The organism is Alkalisalibacterium limincola (assembly GCF_008017755.1).
In the GTDB taxonomy this organism is placed as follows: domain Bacteria; phylum Pseudomonadota; class Gammaproteobacteria; order Xanthomonadales; family Xanthomonadaceae; genus Alkalisalibacterium; species Alkalisalibacterium limincola.
Map to the genome: position 1 here is coordinate 176,510 of NZ_VRTS01000002.1, position 14,838 is coordinate 191,347.

The window sequence follows — 14,838 nt, forward strand, 5'->3', positions numbered from 1 at the left end:
CATGTCGAACTGCATCATCGCCCCCTCCATCCTCTCCGCCGACTTCGCCCGCCTGGGGGAGGAGGTCGGCAAGGTCCTCGCCGACGGCGCCGACTGGGTGCATTTCGACGTCATGGACAATCATTACGTGCCCAACCTGACGATCGGGCCGATGGTCTGCGAGGCGCTGCGCAAGTACGGCATCACCGCACCGATCGACGTGCACCTGATGGTCCGCCCCGTCGACCGCATCATCCCCGACTTCGCCCGGGCCGGTGCCAGCCTGATCAGCTTCCACCCCGAAGCCAGCGAGCACGTGCACCGCACGATCCAGCTGATCAAGTCCGAGGGCTGCCAGGCCGGCCTCGTGCTCAACCCCGGGACGCCGCTGGACGTGCTCGACTGGGTGCTCGATGAACTCGACCTGGTGCTGCTCATGTCGGTCAACCCGGGTTTCGGCGGCCAGGCGTTCATCCCGTCGACGCTGGAAAAGCTGCGGGAGGTGCGCAAGCGCATCGATGCCAGCGGCCGTCCGATCCGGCTCGAAGTGGACGGTGGCGTCAAGGCCGACAACATCGGAGAGATCGCCGCCGCGGGAGCCGACACCTTCGTCGCGGGCTCGGCGATCTTCAACGCCCCCGACTACGCCGAAGTGATCTCGCGGATGCGTTCGGCCGTCGAGGCCGCGCGCAGCTGATCGGCAGCCGCCGGGACAGGACCCGGCGAGGCGTCAGATCGGAGCCCACTCCGGGGCCGCTGCATCGGGGCGACGGGTGGGCACCGCCGGCGTGGGCCTGTGGGTGCCCGGACCCGGTGCGGCCAGGGCGTGGCGGAAGTCCATGCGCTGCAGCCCCAGATGGACCGAGCGTGGCCGGGGCTGTTCGAAGCAGTCCGGCCGGGCCTGGGCGTCGGGAAGCTGGTCGGGGATGAGGATCATGGTGTTCTCCTTGGCGTGGGTCAGCGCCTCGCCGGCGCCAGGTGCAGCAGCAGTCCGATTGCGGTGTAGGCCATCGCGACACACAGTCTCAGGCCGAGGTTGGCGGGCCTGGTGTCGACGCGACGTGCACTTGCGGTGTGCTCGTTCATCATTCGTTCTCCCTCGGGACCCGGGTCCGGTCCCGGCCTGCCACCCGTGTGCCGCAATCGACGGGAACAGTGTGGCGCCGGGCCGTTTCACTTCCGCGACCCGAGCCATCGGCCGGGGGCGCGACGCCTTCGCGGGGCGGCCTGCAAAAACCGAATCGCACCGCCCGGGTCACCCGCTCATGGGGAGGCGTGGGGTTCGGCGGGCGGACGGGCAATGCGTCGGTGTGCTTCATCTGGATTCCCTGGATGACGCCGCCGGGAGGGCGGCTTCAGTGCCATTGCACCGTGCGGCAGGGTGCGTGGCGTGGCGATCCGGGGCACCGCGGCGACGACTTGTGGCCGTTGTCGGGCAATCGATTGCCTGGCCCGGGTCGGCTGCCTATGCTCGGCCCATGACCAGAACCGTTGCGATCGTGGAAGATGAGCCCGACCTGCGCGAGAACTACGCCCAGGCCCTGCGCCGGTACGGCCACGCCGTGCTGGCCTTCGCCGACCGGCCCAGTGCGCGGGATGCCTTTTCCTTGCGGCTTCCCGACCTGGTGATCATCGACATCGGCCTGGGTGACGAGCCCGAGGGCGGCTTCGAACTGTGCCGCGAGCTGCGGGCGCGCTCGGCCACGCTGCCGATCCTGTTCCTGACCGCACGCGATTCCGACCTCGACGTGATCTCGGGCCTGAGGCTCGGTGCCGACGACTACCTGGGCAAGGACATCAGCCTGCCGCAGCTCACCGCACGGGTGCAGGCGCTGTTCCGGCGCCTGGAGGCGATGCGAGCGCGACTTCGCGGGAGCAGGTGTTCGAACTCCGTGGCACGCGCCTGGAGCTCGAGCGCATGCGCGTGGCCCGGCTCGGGCATGACGTGCCGCTGACGGTGACCGAGTTCTGGATGGTGCATGCGCTGCTGCGTCATCCGGGCCACGTGAAATCACGCGAGCAGCTCATGCGCGAGGCACAGGTGGTCGTCGACGACGCAACGGTGACATCGCACGTGAAGCGGATCCGCCGCAAGTTCGAGCAGGTCGACCCGGCGTTCGACGAGATCGATACGGTCCACGGCGCCGGATACCGGTGGCGGCCCTGAAGGCCGCTCCGGTGCTGGACCGGGCCCGCCCGGGCCCGGAGGCGGGCCGATGAGGTTGCGCGCGAAGCTGTTGCTGGTGTCCCTGTCCCTGCTGGTGCTGCCGGTCACGGGCTGGCTTTTCGTGCGCCAGATGGAGGGGCTGATGCGCGCGGGCGAGGCCCAGGCCCTGTCGGCCTCCGCCGAAGCACTGTCGCGCGCGGTCGCCCAGCGGCCCGATGGCCTGCCCCCGGCCGGTCCGGCCCTGTTCGTCCAGTCGATGCCGTCGGCACCGCGACTCGACGGCCATGCCGACGGGGCCTGGCGGGCCCTGCTGCTGCCGGCCTACCGCTTCGCCGGCGCCGGAGGCCAGCTCGACGACAGCGTGCCCGACGCATTGCAACTCACCCTGGGGCGCCACGAGGACCAGCTTTACCTGTTTGCGAGGGTGGCCGACGGCGACAGGCAACCGGCCGAGGCGCACTGGCCCATTGCCGGGCAACGCGATCACCTGCTGCTGGACGTGCACGGTCCCCAGGGCCGCGTATCGCTGCGCATCGCCAATGTCGGCAGTGGGCCGGTGAACCTGGTCGATGGCGGCGGCGGCCCCCCGCCATTGCGGGTGGAGGGTTTCTGGCGCGAGACGGCCGAGGGCTACGTCGTGGAAATGGCATTGCCGCAAGGCTACGCGCCACAGGCGCTGGCCCTGCGCGTGGTGGATGCGGGTTCCGACGGAACCTTGCGCCAATGGGGCATGGGTGGGGATGTCGCCCGGACCTGGCCGCTGCTCGCCGACCGACCGGGATTGTCGGCGCCACTGGCGGAACTGCTTGCCCCGGGCGTGCGTGGCCGGATCGTCGACTCCGCCGGATGGGTGATGGCGCAGGCGGGCGACCCGATGCTGCCGGAGGGCGCTCGCGAGGTGCCCTGGTGGCGGCGTCATCTCTATCGCATCCTTCTGAGCTCGGCCGACGCCTCCCGCGATCCCGTCGCCGATGCCTCGCCGCGCAGCGCTCCAGATGAAGTGCGTGAGGCCCTGGCCGGACGAGCCTCGAGCACCTGGCGACGCGATGCCACCGGAGAGCGCCAGTGGCTGTCCGTGGCGGTGCCGCTCCGCCGGGAAGGGGAGTCGCAGGCGCGCGGTGCACTGGTGCTGGAGCGCGAGAACCCGAGCGTGCTGTTGCTCGCCGACCAGGCACTCCTGCGCCTGCTGGGCTTGAGCCTGCTCGCCTTCGTTGGCTCGGCGGGGGTGATCTTCCTCTTCGCCGGGCGACTGAGCTGGCGCATCCGGCGACTGCGCGACGTGGCGGAAACCGCCCTGGACCGGGATGGCCGCGTCAGCGCGCGGGGCGCACGCGAGCTGCGTTCGGAGAGCCGCGACGAAGTGGGCGACCTGGCCAGGAGCTTCGCGCGCCTGCTGGACGAGGTGGCCGGCTACGGCGACTACCTGCAGGGCCTGGCGGGCAAGCTGTCGCACGAGATCAACACGCCGCTGGCCATCGTGCGCGGATCGCTGGACAACATCGATGCGGCGCAGTTGCCCGAGGCCGACCGCGCCTGCGTCGCGCGCGCGCGCAGCGGGGTCGACCGGTTGGGCACGCTGGTGCGGCAGATGAGCGAGGCGACGCGCATCGAGCGCGCGGTCGGTGATGCCGACGCCGAGCTCGTCGACGTGGGTGCACTGGTGCGTGATTGCGCCGAGGGCTACCGCGCGCTGCTCGAACCCCGGGCACTGCAGGTCAGCGTGCCCACGTCGCCGCTGCCGATGCGCGTGGCCCCGGACCTGGTCGCGCAGGCGCTCGACAAGCTGGTGGACAATGCGCGCGGGTTCACCCCCGAAGACGGCTGGGTGCGCATCAGCCTGGAACCGGTGCCCGGCGGCGTGTGCCTGGCCGTGGCGAACCAGGGGCCGCCGCTGCCCGGGCGCATGCATGGCAAGTTGTTCGACTCGCTGGTCAGCGTACGCGAGGGCCGTGGCGAGGGCAGCCACCTGGGGCTGGGCCTGTACGTGGTCCGCCTGGTGGCGGCGCTTCATCGCGGTCGCGCCGAGGCCTCCAACCTGCGCGGGGGAGAAGGCGTGGAGTTCCGCATGATCCTGCAGGAGCTGGTGTAGCCCGCGCCGGGTCGGGGTCGTCCCTGACCCCTCGTTTCTTCCCTGCCCATGCGCGGTTCCCGGAGGACGGGTGCAGTATCGCGCCGGGATGTGACAGTCGTTCGTACGCGCCTGCTGGCATACTCGGGGGCTCGCCGCACCCACCCCAGGACGACTCGCGTGATCGATGCCGAACGCTTCGGGCAGTTCGCCCACCAGGGCTACAACCGCATTCCGGTGGTGCGGGAGGTGCTGTCCGACCTCGACACGCCCCTGTCGGTCTACCTGAAACTGGCCGATGGCCCGAACGCCTACCTGTTCGAGTCGGTCGAGGGGGGCGAGACCTGGGGCCGCTACTCGATCATCGGCTTGCCGGCCAGCCGCAGCTACAGCTTCCGCGGCCACGTGCTGGAAGTGCGGGACTGCGGGGAGCTCGTCGAACGGCGCCAGGTGGCCGATCCGCTGGGCGAGGTCGAGAAGATCCGCGCCGAGTACCGCGTCCCGGTCATCCCGGGCCTGCCGGACTTCACCGGCGGGCTGGTGGGTTACTTCGGCTTCGAAAGCATCGGCTACGTCGAGCCGCGGCTGGCGGGTGACGCGCCGGGTCAGGCGGCCAAGCCCGACCAGCTCGGCACACCCGACATCCTGCTGCTGCTCAGCGAGGAAGTGGCGGTGTTCGACAACCTCAAGGGGCGGCTGTACCTGGTGGTGCACGCCGACCCGGAGCAGCCGCGCGCATGGGCGCGCGCCCAGCGCCGACTCGATGCGCTGGTCCATCGCCTGCGCCAGGGCGGGGTCGGCTATCCGGAGCTGCTCTCGCCGCAACGGGTGGGCGAGGAGGACTTCGTCTCCGGCTTCACCCGCGAGGGCTTCATCGCCGCGGTCGAGAGGAGCAAGGAGTACATCCGCGCCGGCGATGTGTTCCAGGTCGTGCTCAGCCAGCGCATGAGCCTGCCGTTCCTGGCCCGGCCGGTCGATGTCTACCGTGCCCTGCGCGCGCTCAATCCGTCGCCCTACATGTTCTTCATGGATTTCGGCGACACCCAGGTGGTCGGCTCCTCGCCGGAAATCCTGGTTCGCCAGAAGGCGGGCAAGGTGACGGTGCGGCCGATCGCCGGGACCCGCCCGCGCGGCGACACCCCGGAGGCCGATGTCGCGCTCGAGGCCGAGCTGCTGGCCGACCCCAAGGAGCGCGCCGAACACCTGATGCTGATCGACCTGGGGCGCAACGACGTCGGCCGGGTCAGCACGCCGGGCACCGTCGAGGTCGGCGAGCGTTTCGTCATCGAGCGCTACAGCCACGTCATGCACATCGTCAGCGAGGTCACCGGCAACCTGCAGCCCGGACTGAGCTATGCCGACGTGCTCAAGGCGACGTTCCCGGCCGCACCGTGAGCGGTGCGCCGAAGATCCGTGCACTGGAAATCATCCGCGAGCTCGAGCCGATCAAGCGCAACATCTACTCGGGAGCCGTGGGCTACATCGGCTTCAACGGCGATGCGGACACGGCGATCGCCATCCGCACGGCGGTGATCCAGGACGGGCGCCTGCATGTGCAGGCCGGTGCCGGCATCGTCCACGATTCCGACCCTCTCAAGGAGTGGGAGGAAACGATGAACAAGGGGCGCGCGCTGTTCCGGGCGGTGGCCGAGGCCGCCGGCGGGTTGTAGGTCGGCCACGGCCTGCCGTTCAGCTTTCGATGGCCGCCCATCGGCGGGCTTGCTAGCCTGCGGCGAGGAGTGTTCCGCCTCCTTATCGGGAGACTTGGCATGGAGCCACAGGGCAATCGAAACCGCTATGCGCCGGGCCTGCGCTTCTGGCTCGGCCTGAGCTACGGCGGGCTGGCCGTGATGCTGGTGCTCGTGGTCAGCGTGCTGGTCGAGCGCATGGCCGCCCGGCACCTCCAGGAAGGCGTGGCCGCGACATTGTCGCTGTCGGCCGCGGACCTCTCCGGCAGGCTTGAAGATGGCCTGCGCGAGCGGCTCGACGACATGCGGGCGCTGTCGGTGCTGCCATTGTTCGACCTGCAGGCGATCGACCCGGGTGCGCTCCAGGAGCATTTCCAGCAACTCGCGCGCAGCTTCCCGGACTACGCGTGGATTGGACTGGTCGATGCCCAGGGTCGCGTCGTGGTGGCCAAGGACGGGCTTCTCGAAGGCGTGGATGTCTCCGGCCGACCCTGGTTCGCCGGCGCGTTGCAGGGCCCCTACCTGGGCGATCTGCACGAAGCCGTGCTGCTGGAGCAGTTGTTGCAGGCACACGACGACGAACCGCTGCGTTTCCTGGACGTTGCGGCCCCGGTGCGCAATCCCTCCGGCGACGTGGACGGGGTCGTCGCCGCGCACCTATCATGGGCCTGGGCGCGACGCCTGGCACGGCAGCTGGATCCGACGCTGCTGGGGCTGGACGGCGCCGAGCTGATCGTCATGTCCGCCGAGGGCGTGGTGATCCTGGGTCCAGGGGACATGGCGGGGCGCCACCTGCCGGTCGCGCTGGAGCACGTGAGCCGCGACCGGAACGACGGCTGGTTCAGGGCGCACTGGAGCGATGGCGGGGAATACATCACTGGCTTCGCCAGGCCTTCCGGCGCCATCGAGGACATGGGGCTGGGTTGGATCACGCTGGTGCGACAGCCGGTCGGCGAGGCACTGGCACCCCTGCGGGAGCTTCGCAGCACCGTGGCGGTGCTGGCGATCGTCCTCGGCTTGCTTGGCGTGGGCGCAGCGGTGATCCTCGGGCGCTGGATCGGCCGGCCACTGCGGGAGCTCGCCCGCGAGGCGCGCCGGATCCGCGAGCGCAGGGGTGGGGCGGTGCTGGCCGACCCCGGCGGCTACCGCGAGGCGCGCGACCTGGCCCGGAGCCTGCAGCAACTGGTCGGCGACCTGACCGGCCGCGAAGCGGAACTGCTGCGGCTCGCCGAAACCCTCGAGCAACGCGTTTCCGAACGCACCGCCGAGCTGAGCTCGCTCAACGTGCAGCTCGAGGCGATGGCCTTGAGCGATTCGCTGACCGGCCTTGCCAACCGCCGCCGCTTCAACGACGAACTCGACGAGGCGGTGCAGCGGGCCACCGAACAGGGCCTGCCCCTGTCGCTGCTGATCCTGGACGTGGACCATTTCAAGGTGGTCAACGATGCCCATGGCCACCCCGCGGGCGACGTGGTCTTGCGTTGGCTGGCCGAAGTGGCGACCAGCCAGGTGCGCGGCACGGACTTGCTGGCACGCACCGGCGGCGAAGAGTTCGCGGTGCTGGCCATCGACACGCCAGGGGACGAGGCGGTCGCCCTGGCCGAAAGGCTCAGGGCCGCGATCCAGGAACGGGGCCCGGTCAGCGTGGGCCGCGTCGCCATCCCGTTGACGGTCAGCGTCGGCGTCGCTTCGATCGAATACCTTGCCGACGAGATGCTGCTGATGGATCCCGCCACGATCGCCGCCAAGCTGGTGGCGGACGCCGACGGGGCGCTGTATCGGGCCAAGCAGCGCGGCCGCAACCGCGTGCAGAACGCCTGAGTCCCGGCACGGGTGCCCGCTCCTCCTCGCGGGGGCCGCTATACTCGCCCGTTGCCCGCCCCGCGCTGACCAGGCCCCGGATGCAGCCATGCTGCTGATGATCGACAACTACGACAGTTTCACGTTCAACCTCGTTCAGTACTTCGGCGAGCTCGGGCAGGAGGTGCACGTGATCCGCAACGACGACCTCGACGTCGCCGGGATCCGCGCACTGGGCCCCCGGCGCATCGTCATCTCGCCCGGGCCGTGCACGCCCAACGAAGCCGGCGTGTCGGTCGACGTGGTGCGCGAACTGGGCCGCGACATCCCGCTGCTGGGCGTGTGCCTGGGCCACCAGAGCATCGGCCAGGCCTTCGGTGGCGAGGTCGTGCGTGCGAAGCGGATCATGCACGGCAAGACGTCGATGCTCAGGCATTCCGGCACCAGCGTCTTCGCCGGGCTTCCCGACCCGTTCGAAGCCACCCGCTACCACTCGCTTGTGGTGCGCCGCGAAAGCCTGCCGGACTGCCTGGAGGTGACCGCATGGACCGAGGGCGAGGACGGGGGGTTCGACGAGATCATGGGCCTGCGCCACCGCGAGCTGCCGATCCACGGGGTGCAGTTCCATCCCGAATCGATCCTCACCCAGCACGGGCATGCCCTGCTGCAGAATTTCCTCGACAGCTGACCTGACGCCGGGTCGCCGCCGCGCCCAAGGAGCCCATCATGCCCATCACGCCCCAGGAAGCGCTTCAGCGCACGATCGAACACCGCGAGATCTTCCATGACGAGATGGTCGAGTTGATGCGAATGATCATGCGCGGCGAGGTGTCGCCGGTCATGAGCGCGGCGATCCTGACCGGGCTGCGGGTGAAGAAGGAGACGATCGGCGAGATCGCCGGTGCCGCCCAGGTGATGCGCGAGTTCTCCGCCCGCGTGGAGGTGCCCGACAGCGAGCACTTCGTCGACATCGTCGGCACCGGTGGTGATGGCGCGCACAGCTTCAACATCTCCACCGCATCGATGTTCGTCGTCGCCGCGGCCGGGGCCAAGGTCGCCAAGCACGGCAATCGCAGCGTGTCCTCGAAGTCGGGAAGTGCCGACGTGCTCGAGGCGCTGGGCGCGGCGATCGAACTGCAACCCGACCAGGTGGCCGAGTGCATCGCCGAGACCGGCCTGGGTTTCATGTACGCGCCGATCCACCATCCGGCGATGAAGAACATCGCCCCGGTCCGCCGCGAGATGGGCGTGCGCACGATCTTCAACATCCTCGGGCCGCTGACCAATCCCGCGGCCGCACCGAACATCCTGATGGGCGTGTTCCACCCCGACCTGGTCGGTATCCAGGTGCGCGCGCTGCGCAAGCTCGGGGCCAAACGCGCGCTGGTGGTATGGGGACGCGACGGCATGGACGAGATCTCGCTGGGCGCGGCCACGCTGGTCGGCGAACTGCGTGACGGGGAAGTGCGCGAGTACGAGATCCACCCGGAGGACTTCGGCATCCAGATGGCTGCCAGCCGCAATCTCGAAGTGGCCGACGCCGAGCAGTCGCGGCGGATGTTGATCCAGGCGCTGGACAACGTCGAGGGGCTGCCGCGCGAGATCGTCGCGCTCAACGCCGGTGCCGCGTTGTACGTGGCCGGCCGCGCCGATACGATCGCGACGGGCATCGAGCTGGCACGCGCCACGCTGGCCTCGGGCGCGGCCCTGGCGAAGATGGAGGAGTTCGTGGGCGTCACCCGGCAACTGGCCGGGCAACCGGTCGGCGGGGGCTGAGCAGGTGTCGGACATCCTGGAGAAGATCGTGGCGCGCAAGCGCGAGGAAGTGGCCGAGCGCAGCACCCGCGTGCCCCTTGCCGACCTCGAACGGAAGCTCGAAGGCGCACCGTTGGTGCGTGGATTCACCCGGGCCCTGCTCTCACGCATATCGTCCGGCGATCCCGCGGTCATCGCCGAAATAAAGAAGGCCAGCCCCTCCAAGGGCGTCATCCGACCGGATTTCCGGCCGGGAGACATCGCCCGCAGCTATGCCGCTGGCGGTGCCGCCTGCCTCTCGGTGCTGACCGATGTCGATTTCTTCCAGGGCGCCGACGCCTACCTGGCCGAGGCCAGGGCCGCCTGCGAGCTTCCCGTGCTGCGCAAGGACTTCACCGTCGACCCCTACCAGGTGGTCGAGGCGCGGGTGCTCGGTGCGGACTGCATCCTGCTGATCGTCGCCGCGCTCGACGATCCGGCGCTGGCCCGGCTCTCGCACCTCGCCATGGAGCTGGGCATGGACGTGCTGGTCGAGGTCCATGACATCGACGAGCTCGAACGCGCGCTGCAGCTGGCGGTGCCGCTGGTCGGGATCAACAACCGCAACCTGCGTACCTTCGAGGTGTCGCTGGACACCACGCTGTCGATGAAGGCCGCGGTACCGCCGGACCGCCTGCTGGTCACCGAAAGCGGCATCGTCACGCCCGCGGACGTGGCGCGCATGCGCGGGGAAGGCGTGAACGCCTTCCTGGTGGGCGAGAGCTTCATGCGCGCGCCGGACCCGGGCACGGAACTGCGACGCCTGTTCGGCTGATGCGGCTCAGGCGTCGCCGAAGCGCTTGACCAGGCGCACCGAGCCGTCCTCGAAGCCGCACTCACGGTAGAGCTTGTGGGCATCCTTGCGATGCCCGGCGCTGGACACCTCGATGCGCGTCGCGCCCGCCGTCCGGGCACGGCGCTCGGCCTCGCCCACCAGCCAGCGGCCCAGGCCGCGGCCGCGGCAGTGGTCGCCACGACCAGCGCGGAGATCCGGCAGCTGGCCCGGCCCAGCGGCAGCGAGTACATGAAGTCCAGCGCCAACAGCCCGCAGCAACGACCCTGCACCTCCAGCAGCAGGAGCTCGTGGCCGGGGTGGTCCTCGAGGTGGGCGATGCGGTCGCCGGCGTCGTCCAGGGAGCAGGGATAGCCCAGCTCGCCCAGCAGGTCCGCCACCATCGCGGCGTCCACCAGCTCCGCCGGCCGCAGCAGCGGCTGGTCCGGATCCGGCGGAAACACCGTGGCCATCGCTCAGCGCGTGCCGTAGATGACGATCGTCTTGCCGCGGGCGTGCAGGACGCCCTGTTCCATGAGCTGCTTGAGCACGCGGCCGGCCATCTCCCGCGAGCAGCCCACGATCCGCGCCAGTTCCTGTCGCGACACCTTGATCTGGGTCCCGTCGGGATGGGTCATCGCGTCGGGTTCCTCGCAAAGGTCCAGCAGCGTGCGCACGATGCGGCCGGTCACGTCGAGGAAGGCCAGGCGGCTGGCCTTGCGGCTGGTGTCGAGCAGGCGCTTGGACAGCTGCGCGCCGATCGCATAGAGGATCTTCGGGCATTCAGCCGCCAACGTGCCCTGGAACAGGCTGTGCAGGCGGTCGAAGCTGATCTCGGCAAGCTCGCAGGCGGTCCGGGTGCGCAGCAGGACCTCGCGGCGCTCGGCGCGCACGAACAGGCCCATTTCACCGATGAAATCGCCGGCGTTCACGTAGCCCAGCACCAGCTCGCGGCCGTCGGACTCCTCGCTGATGATGCTCAGCGAGCCATTGATCACGTAATACAGCGTGCCGGTGGGGTCGCCCGGGCGGAAGATCTCCGATCGCGAGGGGTGGCGGCGGCGGTGGCAGTGGGCCAGGAAGCGGTCGATGGTCGGACGGTCCAGGGTCAGGCCAGTCATCGGCGGTTCCTGGTGCAGCGGCGCATTGGCCATCTGAAGCAGTGTCGGCATCGTGGCGAACCCACTATTCGGTTGAACCGCAGCTTAGGCCCTAGTGGGCTTTCGGGCAATCTGTGACCGGTAGAGGTGGTTGCCGGCGCCGGAATGGACGATAATCCCGCTCTTGTCTTCTTTTCCCGCCCCGGGGGTAGCCACGGTGGTCAAGCCGATCCCGCGTTTGAAGCTGCAGGGCTTCAACAACCTGACGAAAGCCCTGAGCTTCAACATCTACGACATCTGTTATGCGGTCAGCGATGACCAGCGCCAGCGCTACATCGAGTACATCGATGAGGCCTACAACGCCGATCGCCTCACCGACATACTCACCGAGGTCGCGCACATCATCGGCGCCAACATCCTCAACGTGGCCCGCCAGGACTACGACCCGCAGGGTGCGTCGGTGACGATCCTGATTTCCGAAGAGCCGATCATCGACAAGAAGCAGGCCGGAAAGGAAGTGCTGTCGGGCGCGGTGCGCGAGCACGAGGATGCCCAGGACGAGGCACGCGACGCCAGCGTCGTGGCCCACCTCGACAAGAGCCACATCACCGTCCACACGTACCCGGAAACGCATCCGCACAACGGCATCGCGACCTTCCGCGCCGACATCGACGTGGCCACCTGCGGCGTGATCTCGCCACTGAAGGCGCTGAACTACCTGATCGAGAGCCTCGAGTCGGACATCGTCGTGATGGACTACCGGGTCCGCGGCTTCACCCGCGACGTGAAGGGCAAGAAGCACTACATCGACCACAAGATCAACTCGATCCAGGACTACCTCTCGCGCCAGATCAAGAAGCGCTACGAGATGTTCGACGTCAACGTCTACCAGGAAAACATCTTCCACACGAAGATGCATGTGAAGGACTTCGACCTCGACACCTACCTGTTCGAGGAGAAGGCGAAGAACCTCAGCTTCAAGGAGCGCATGCGCATCGAGCAGCAGCTCAAGCGCGAGATCGAGGAGCTCTTCCACGGCCGCAACCTGGTCGACTGAGTCGACGGCAGGGTCGTTTCGCATCAGGGGCCGGCATTGCGCCGGCCTTTTGCGTTTGGCGATCGGACCCGCGGCTACAGCCGGTAGGCAACGGCCTTCATCACCGCCGAGGCCAGTGCCATGACCTGGGGAATCGGGCGGGGCAGCACCCGGGCACCGGCCTGCTCGGCATGGTCGGCGTGGCGGGCCTCGTCCTCCTTCATGACCCTGAGGATCGCCCGGCTGCGTTCGTCGCCGGCAGGCAGCGTTTCCAGGTGGTGGTCCAGATGGGCCTCGACCTGGCGCTCGGTTTCCACCACGAAGCCCAGGTTCCAGCCGTCTCCGCGCAGGCCCGCGGCCAGCCCGATGCCGTAGGCACCGGCGTACCACAGCGGGTTGAACAGGCTGGGACGGCTGTCGAGCTCGCGCAGGCGGTCCGCACACCAGGCCAGATGGTCGGTTTCCTCGGCGGCGGCTGCCATCAGGTGGGCTTTCGTGTCCGGATCGCGGGCAACGGCGGCCTGGCCGAAATACAGGGCCTGGGCGCAGACCTCGCCAACATGGTTGATGCGCATCAGGCCGGCCGCGTGGCGGCGACCCGGGTCATCGAGCTCCGCGGCCGGCACGCCGGCGCCGGGATTGGGCCGCTGCGCGGCCGGGTCGCCCAGCGCGGTGGTCAGGGCGTGCCCGGCCTCGATCAGCACCCGGTCGATCAGCGTGTATCGGCGTTGCGTATTCATTGCAGGTGCTCGGCAAGGAATTCCAGGGGGTGTCGCACCGGCACCGGGCTGGCGTTGCCCAGGTGCAGGCGGCAGCCGACATTGGCCGACAACAGTGTATCCGCGCCGCTGGAATCCAGCGCGGCCAGCAGTGGCTCGCGGAATCCGGCTGCGCGTCCGGGGTCGGTGACCATCTGCACGCCCGCCGCGCCACAACAGGCGGGGTCGAGAAGGACCACGTCGAGTTCCGGTATGCGCTGCAGCAGGGCGCGCAGTGCGGCGACGCTGCCGTCCACCCGCTGCTGGGTGCATGGCAGGTGCAGCGCCACGCGCCGGCGCGCGGGACGGAATGCCAGTTCCGGCGCCACCCGGGCCAGCAGCACGAAGGGATCCTCCGCATGCGCCGGGCTGCCCTCCAGGGACCGGGCAAGCGCGTGCTGGCAGCCGCTGGCCGTCGCACAGACCGTGTCCGACCGGGCGAAGGCCGACCGGTTGCCGGCGGCCAGGCGCGTGGCGGTGGCCAGGTCCCCGGCGTGGGCATGCAGCGCACCGCAACAGGTCTGGCCGCCGGGTTCGACCGTTGCGATGCCCGCGGCATCGAGCAGGCGGGACAGCGCCAGGCGCGCTGGTTCGTCGTATGGCCGGCCCACGCAGCCGCCAAACAGGGACACCGACGCGGAGGGGGAGGGGCCGGTGGGGCGTGGGGTCGCAGGCGCGGTCCGTGCCGGTGGCGCCGGCAGGGGTCGCAGCCGGGCGGGCAGGGCCGGGTGGAGCCTCCGGTAGAGTCCGAGCAGCGGGGCCAGCCACCGTGGGCGCGCGGCCAGCCATTCAACCAGGAACTGCCGCGGCGACGGGCGCCGTCGTTCGCGCTGCAGCGCGCGCCCGGCCACCAGGAGCTCCCCGTAACGCACTCCAGCCGGGCAGGCCGACTCGCAGGCGCGGCAGCCCAGGCAATGGTCGAGGTGGGCATCGGTGGCCGCCGAGGCGGCCAGTTGCCCGCTGGCGAGCCCACGCCAGAGCGCGATGCGGCCACGCGGTGACTCCGCCTCGTTGCGGTCGTGCTGGTATGTGGGGCAGTGGGGCAGGCATAATCCGCACTGCACGCAGCGATCGGCCAGGGCCAGCAGCCCGTCCGGGCGGCCCGGAGCCTTGGAGTCAGGGTTGGGGGCGACAGCCATCGCCAGCGATGCTAGCATGCCGGGCTCGGCGGGCTTGCAGTCCCCCTGGCGGCGGGATATCATTCCGCTTCTCATTTGTCGCAATTTTCCGTTTCGGAACTCTTATGAAGACTTTCAGCGCCAAGCCGGAAACCGTGCAGCGCGACTGGTACGTGGTTGATGCGGAGGGCAAGACCCTCGGTCGCCTGTGCTCGGAGCTCGCGCGCCGTCTCCGCGGCAAGCACAAGCCGGTGTACACCCCGCACGTCGATACCGGTGACTACCTCGTGGTCATCAACGCAGAGAAGATTGCCGTCACCGGCAACAAGCTGCGCGACAAGATGTACCACCGGTTCACCGGCTACATCGGCAACCTCAAGACCGAGTCGCTCGGCCAGATGCTCGAGAAGCACCCCGAGCGTGTGATCGAGATCGGTGTGAAGGGCATGCTGCCGAAGAATCCGCTCGGTCGCGCCATGTACCGCAAGCTCAAGGTCTACAAGGGCTCCGAGCACCCGCACATCGCCCAGCAGCCGCAGCCGCTGGACATCTAAGCAA

At 69.3% G+C, this 14,838-nt stretch carries 16 protein-coding genes and 1 pseudogene; 11 read left to right on the forward strand and 6 right to left on the reverse strand.

Going from position 1 to position 14,838, the window contains the following annotated elements; translation table 11 throughout:
* Position 1: 1 nt before the first annotated feature.
* Positions 2–676 (forward strand): ribulose-phosphate 3-epimerase, encoded by a 675-nt coding sequence (gene rpe, locus FU658_RS03825; RefSeq protein ID WP_147890878.1) that lies wholly within the window; start codon positions 2–4, stop codon positions 674–676.
* A gap of 33 nt (positions 677–709) precedes the next feature.
* Here the strand turns inward: rpe and FU658_RS03830 are convergent, their stop codons facing one another.
* Together FU658_RS03830 and FU658_RS15020 are read right to left on the reverse strand one after the other, a co-directional pair.
* On the reverse strand, positions 710–916 hold the full coding sequence (locus tag FU658_RS03830) for a hypothetical protein (protein WP_147890879.1): 207 nt from the start codon (positions 914–916) through the stop codon (positions 710–712).
* Between the two features lie 20 nt (positions 917–936).
* On the reverse strand, positions 937–1,065 hold the full coding sequence (locus tag FU658_RS15020; RefSeq protein ID WP_255505393.1) for a hypothetical protein: 129 nt from the start codon (positions 1,063–1,065) through the stop codon (positions 937–939).
* Between the two features lie 392 nt (positions 1,066–1,457).
* Here FU658_RS15020 and FU658_RS03835 point away from each other — a divergent pair, with 392 nt between their 5' ends.
* The 8 genes and pseudogenes from FU658_RS03835 to trpC all read left to right on the forward strand — a co-directional run bounded on the left by FU658_RS03835 (position 1,458) and on the right by trpC (position 10,271).
* Positions 1,458–1,934, forward strand: a complete 477-nt coding sequence (locus FU658_RS03835; RefSeq protein WP_255505394.1) for a response regulator transcription factor — start codon at positions 1,458–1,460, stop codon at positions 1,932–1,934.
* The gene (locus FU658_RS15025; RefSeq protein WP_255505395.1) at positions 1,898–2,146 is read left to right on the forward strand and encodes a winged helix-turn-helix domain-containing protein; all 249 of its coding nucleotides are present in this window, start codon (positions 1,898–1,900) and stop codon (positions 2,144–2,146) included. The genes FU658_RS03835 and FU658_RS15025 overlap by 37 nt, the downstream gene beginning before the upstream one ends.
* 49 nt (positions 2,147–2,195) lie before the next feature.
* Entirely contained in the window at positions 2,196–4,235 is a 2,040-nt protein-coding gene (locus FU658_RS03840; protein WP_147890880.1) for an ATP-binding protein, read from the forward strand.
* 159 nt (positions 4,236–4,394) lie between these two features.
* Positions 4,395–5,884: pseudogene (gene trpE / locus FU658_RS03845) on the forward strand (anthranilate synthase component I).
* Between the two features lie 99 nt (positions 5,885–5,983).
* A complete protein-coding gene (locus FU658_RS03850) occupies positions 5,984–7,723 on the forward strand; it encodes a sensor domain-containing diguanylate cyclase (RefSeq protein ID WP_147890881.1) in 1,740 nt (579 codons plus the stop codon).
* A gap of 88 nt (positions 7,724–7,811) precedes the next feature.
* Complete coding sequence (locus FU658_RS03855) at positions 7,812–8,390, forward strand: anthranilate synthase component II (RefSeq protein WP_147890882.1); 579 nt, start codon at positions 7,812–7,814, stop codon at positions 8,388–8,390.
* Between the two features lie 38 nt (positions 8,391–8,428).
* Positions 8,429–9,478: an anthranilate phosphoribosyltransferase gene (gene trpD / locus FU658_RS03860; protein ID WP_147890883.1), complete on the forward strand. Its 1,050-nt coding sequence runs from the start codon at positions 8,429–8,431 to the stop codon at positions 9,476–9,478.
* A 4-nt stretch (positions 9,479–9,482) separates the two neighbouring features.
* On the forward strand, positions 9,483–10,271 hold the full coding sequence (trpC, locus tag FU658_RS03865) for an indole-3-glycerol phosphate synthase TrpC (RefSeq protein WP_147890884.1): 789 nt from the start codon (positions 9,483–9,485) through the stop codon (positions 10,269–10,271).
* A gap of 6 nt (positions 10,272–10,277) precedes the next feature.
* On the opposite strand, the gene FU658_RS15030 is transcribed toward trpC, so the two are convergent.
* The gene (locus FU658_RS15030; RefSeq protein ID WP_255505396.1) at positions 10,278–10,550 is read right to left on the reverse strand and encodes a GNAT family N-acetyltransferase; all 273 of its coding nucleotides are present in this window, start codon (positions 10,548–10,550) and stop codon (positions 10,278–10,280) included.
* Between the two features lie 194 nt (positions 10,551–10,744).
* The gene (crp, locus tag FU658_RS03875) at positions 10,745–11,389 is read right to left on the reverse strand and encodes a cAMP-activated global transcriptional regulator CRP (protein WP_255505397.1); all 645 of its coding nucleotides are present in this window, start codon (positions 11,387–11,389) and stop codon (positions 10,745–10,747) included.
* A gap of 196 nt (positions 11,390–11,585) precedes the next feature.
* On the opposite strand from crp, the gene speD reads away from it, so the two are divergent.
* A complete protein-coding gene (speD, locus tag FU658_RS03880; RefSeq protein WP_147890886.1) occupies positions 11,586–12,425 on the forward strand; it encodes an adenosylmethionine decarboxylase in 840 nt (279 codons plus the stop codon).
* Between the two features lie 74 nt (positions 12,426–12,499).
* Here the strand turns inward: speD and coq7 are convergent, their stop codons facing one another.
* Positions 12,500–13,144, reverse strand: coding sequence for a 2-polyprenyl-3-methyl-6-methoxy-1,4-benzoquinone monooxygenase (coq7, locus tag FU658_RS03885; RefSeq protein WP_147890887.1), 645 nt, complete (start codon positions 13,142–13,144; stop codon positions 12,500–12,502).
* The gene (locus FU658_RS03890) at positions 13,141–14,364 is read right to left on the reverse strand and encodes a (Fe-S)-binding protein (protein ID WP_187265900.1); all 1,224 of its coding nucleotides are present in this window, start codon (positions 14,362–14,364) and stop codon (positions 13,141–13,143) included. The genes coq7 and FU658_RS03890 overlap by 4 nt, the downstream gene beginning before the upstream one ends.
* Before the next feature lie 41 nt (positions 14,365–14,405).
* On the opposite strand from FU658_RS03890, the gene rplM reads away from it, so the two are divergent.
* Positions 14,406–14,834 carry a 50S ribosomal protein L13 gene (gene rplM, locus FU658_RS03895; RefSeq protein WP_147890889.1) on the forward strand — a complete coding sequence of 143 codons (429 nt, stop codon included), beginning with the start codon at positions 14,406–14,408 and terminating at the stop codon, positions 14,832–14,834.
* Positions 14,835–14,838: the final 4 nt, after the last annotated feature.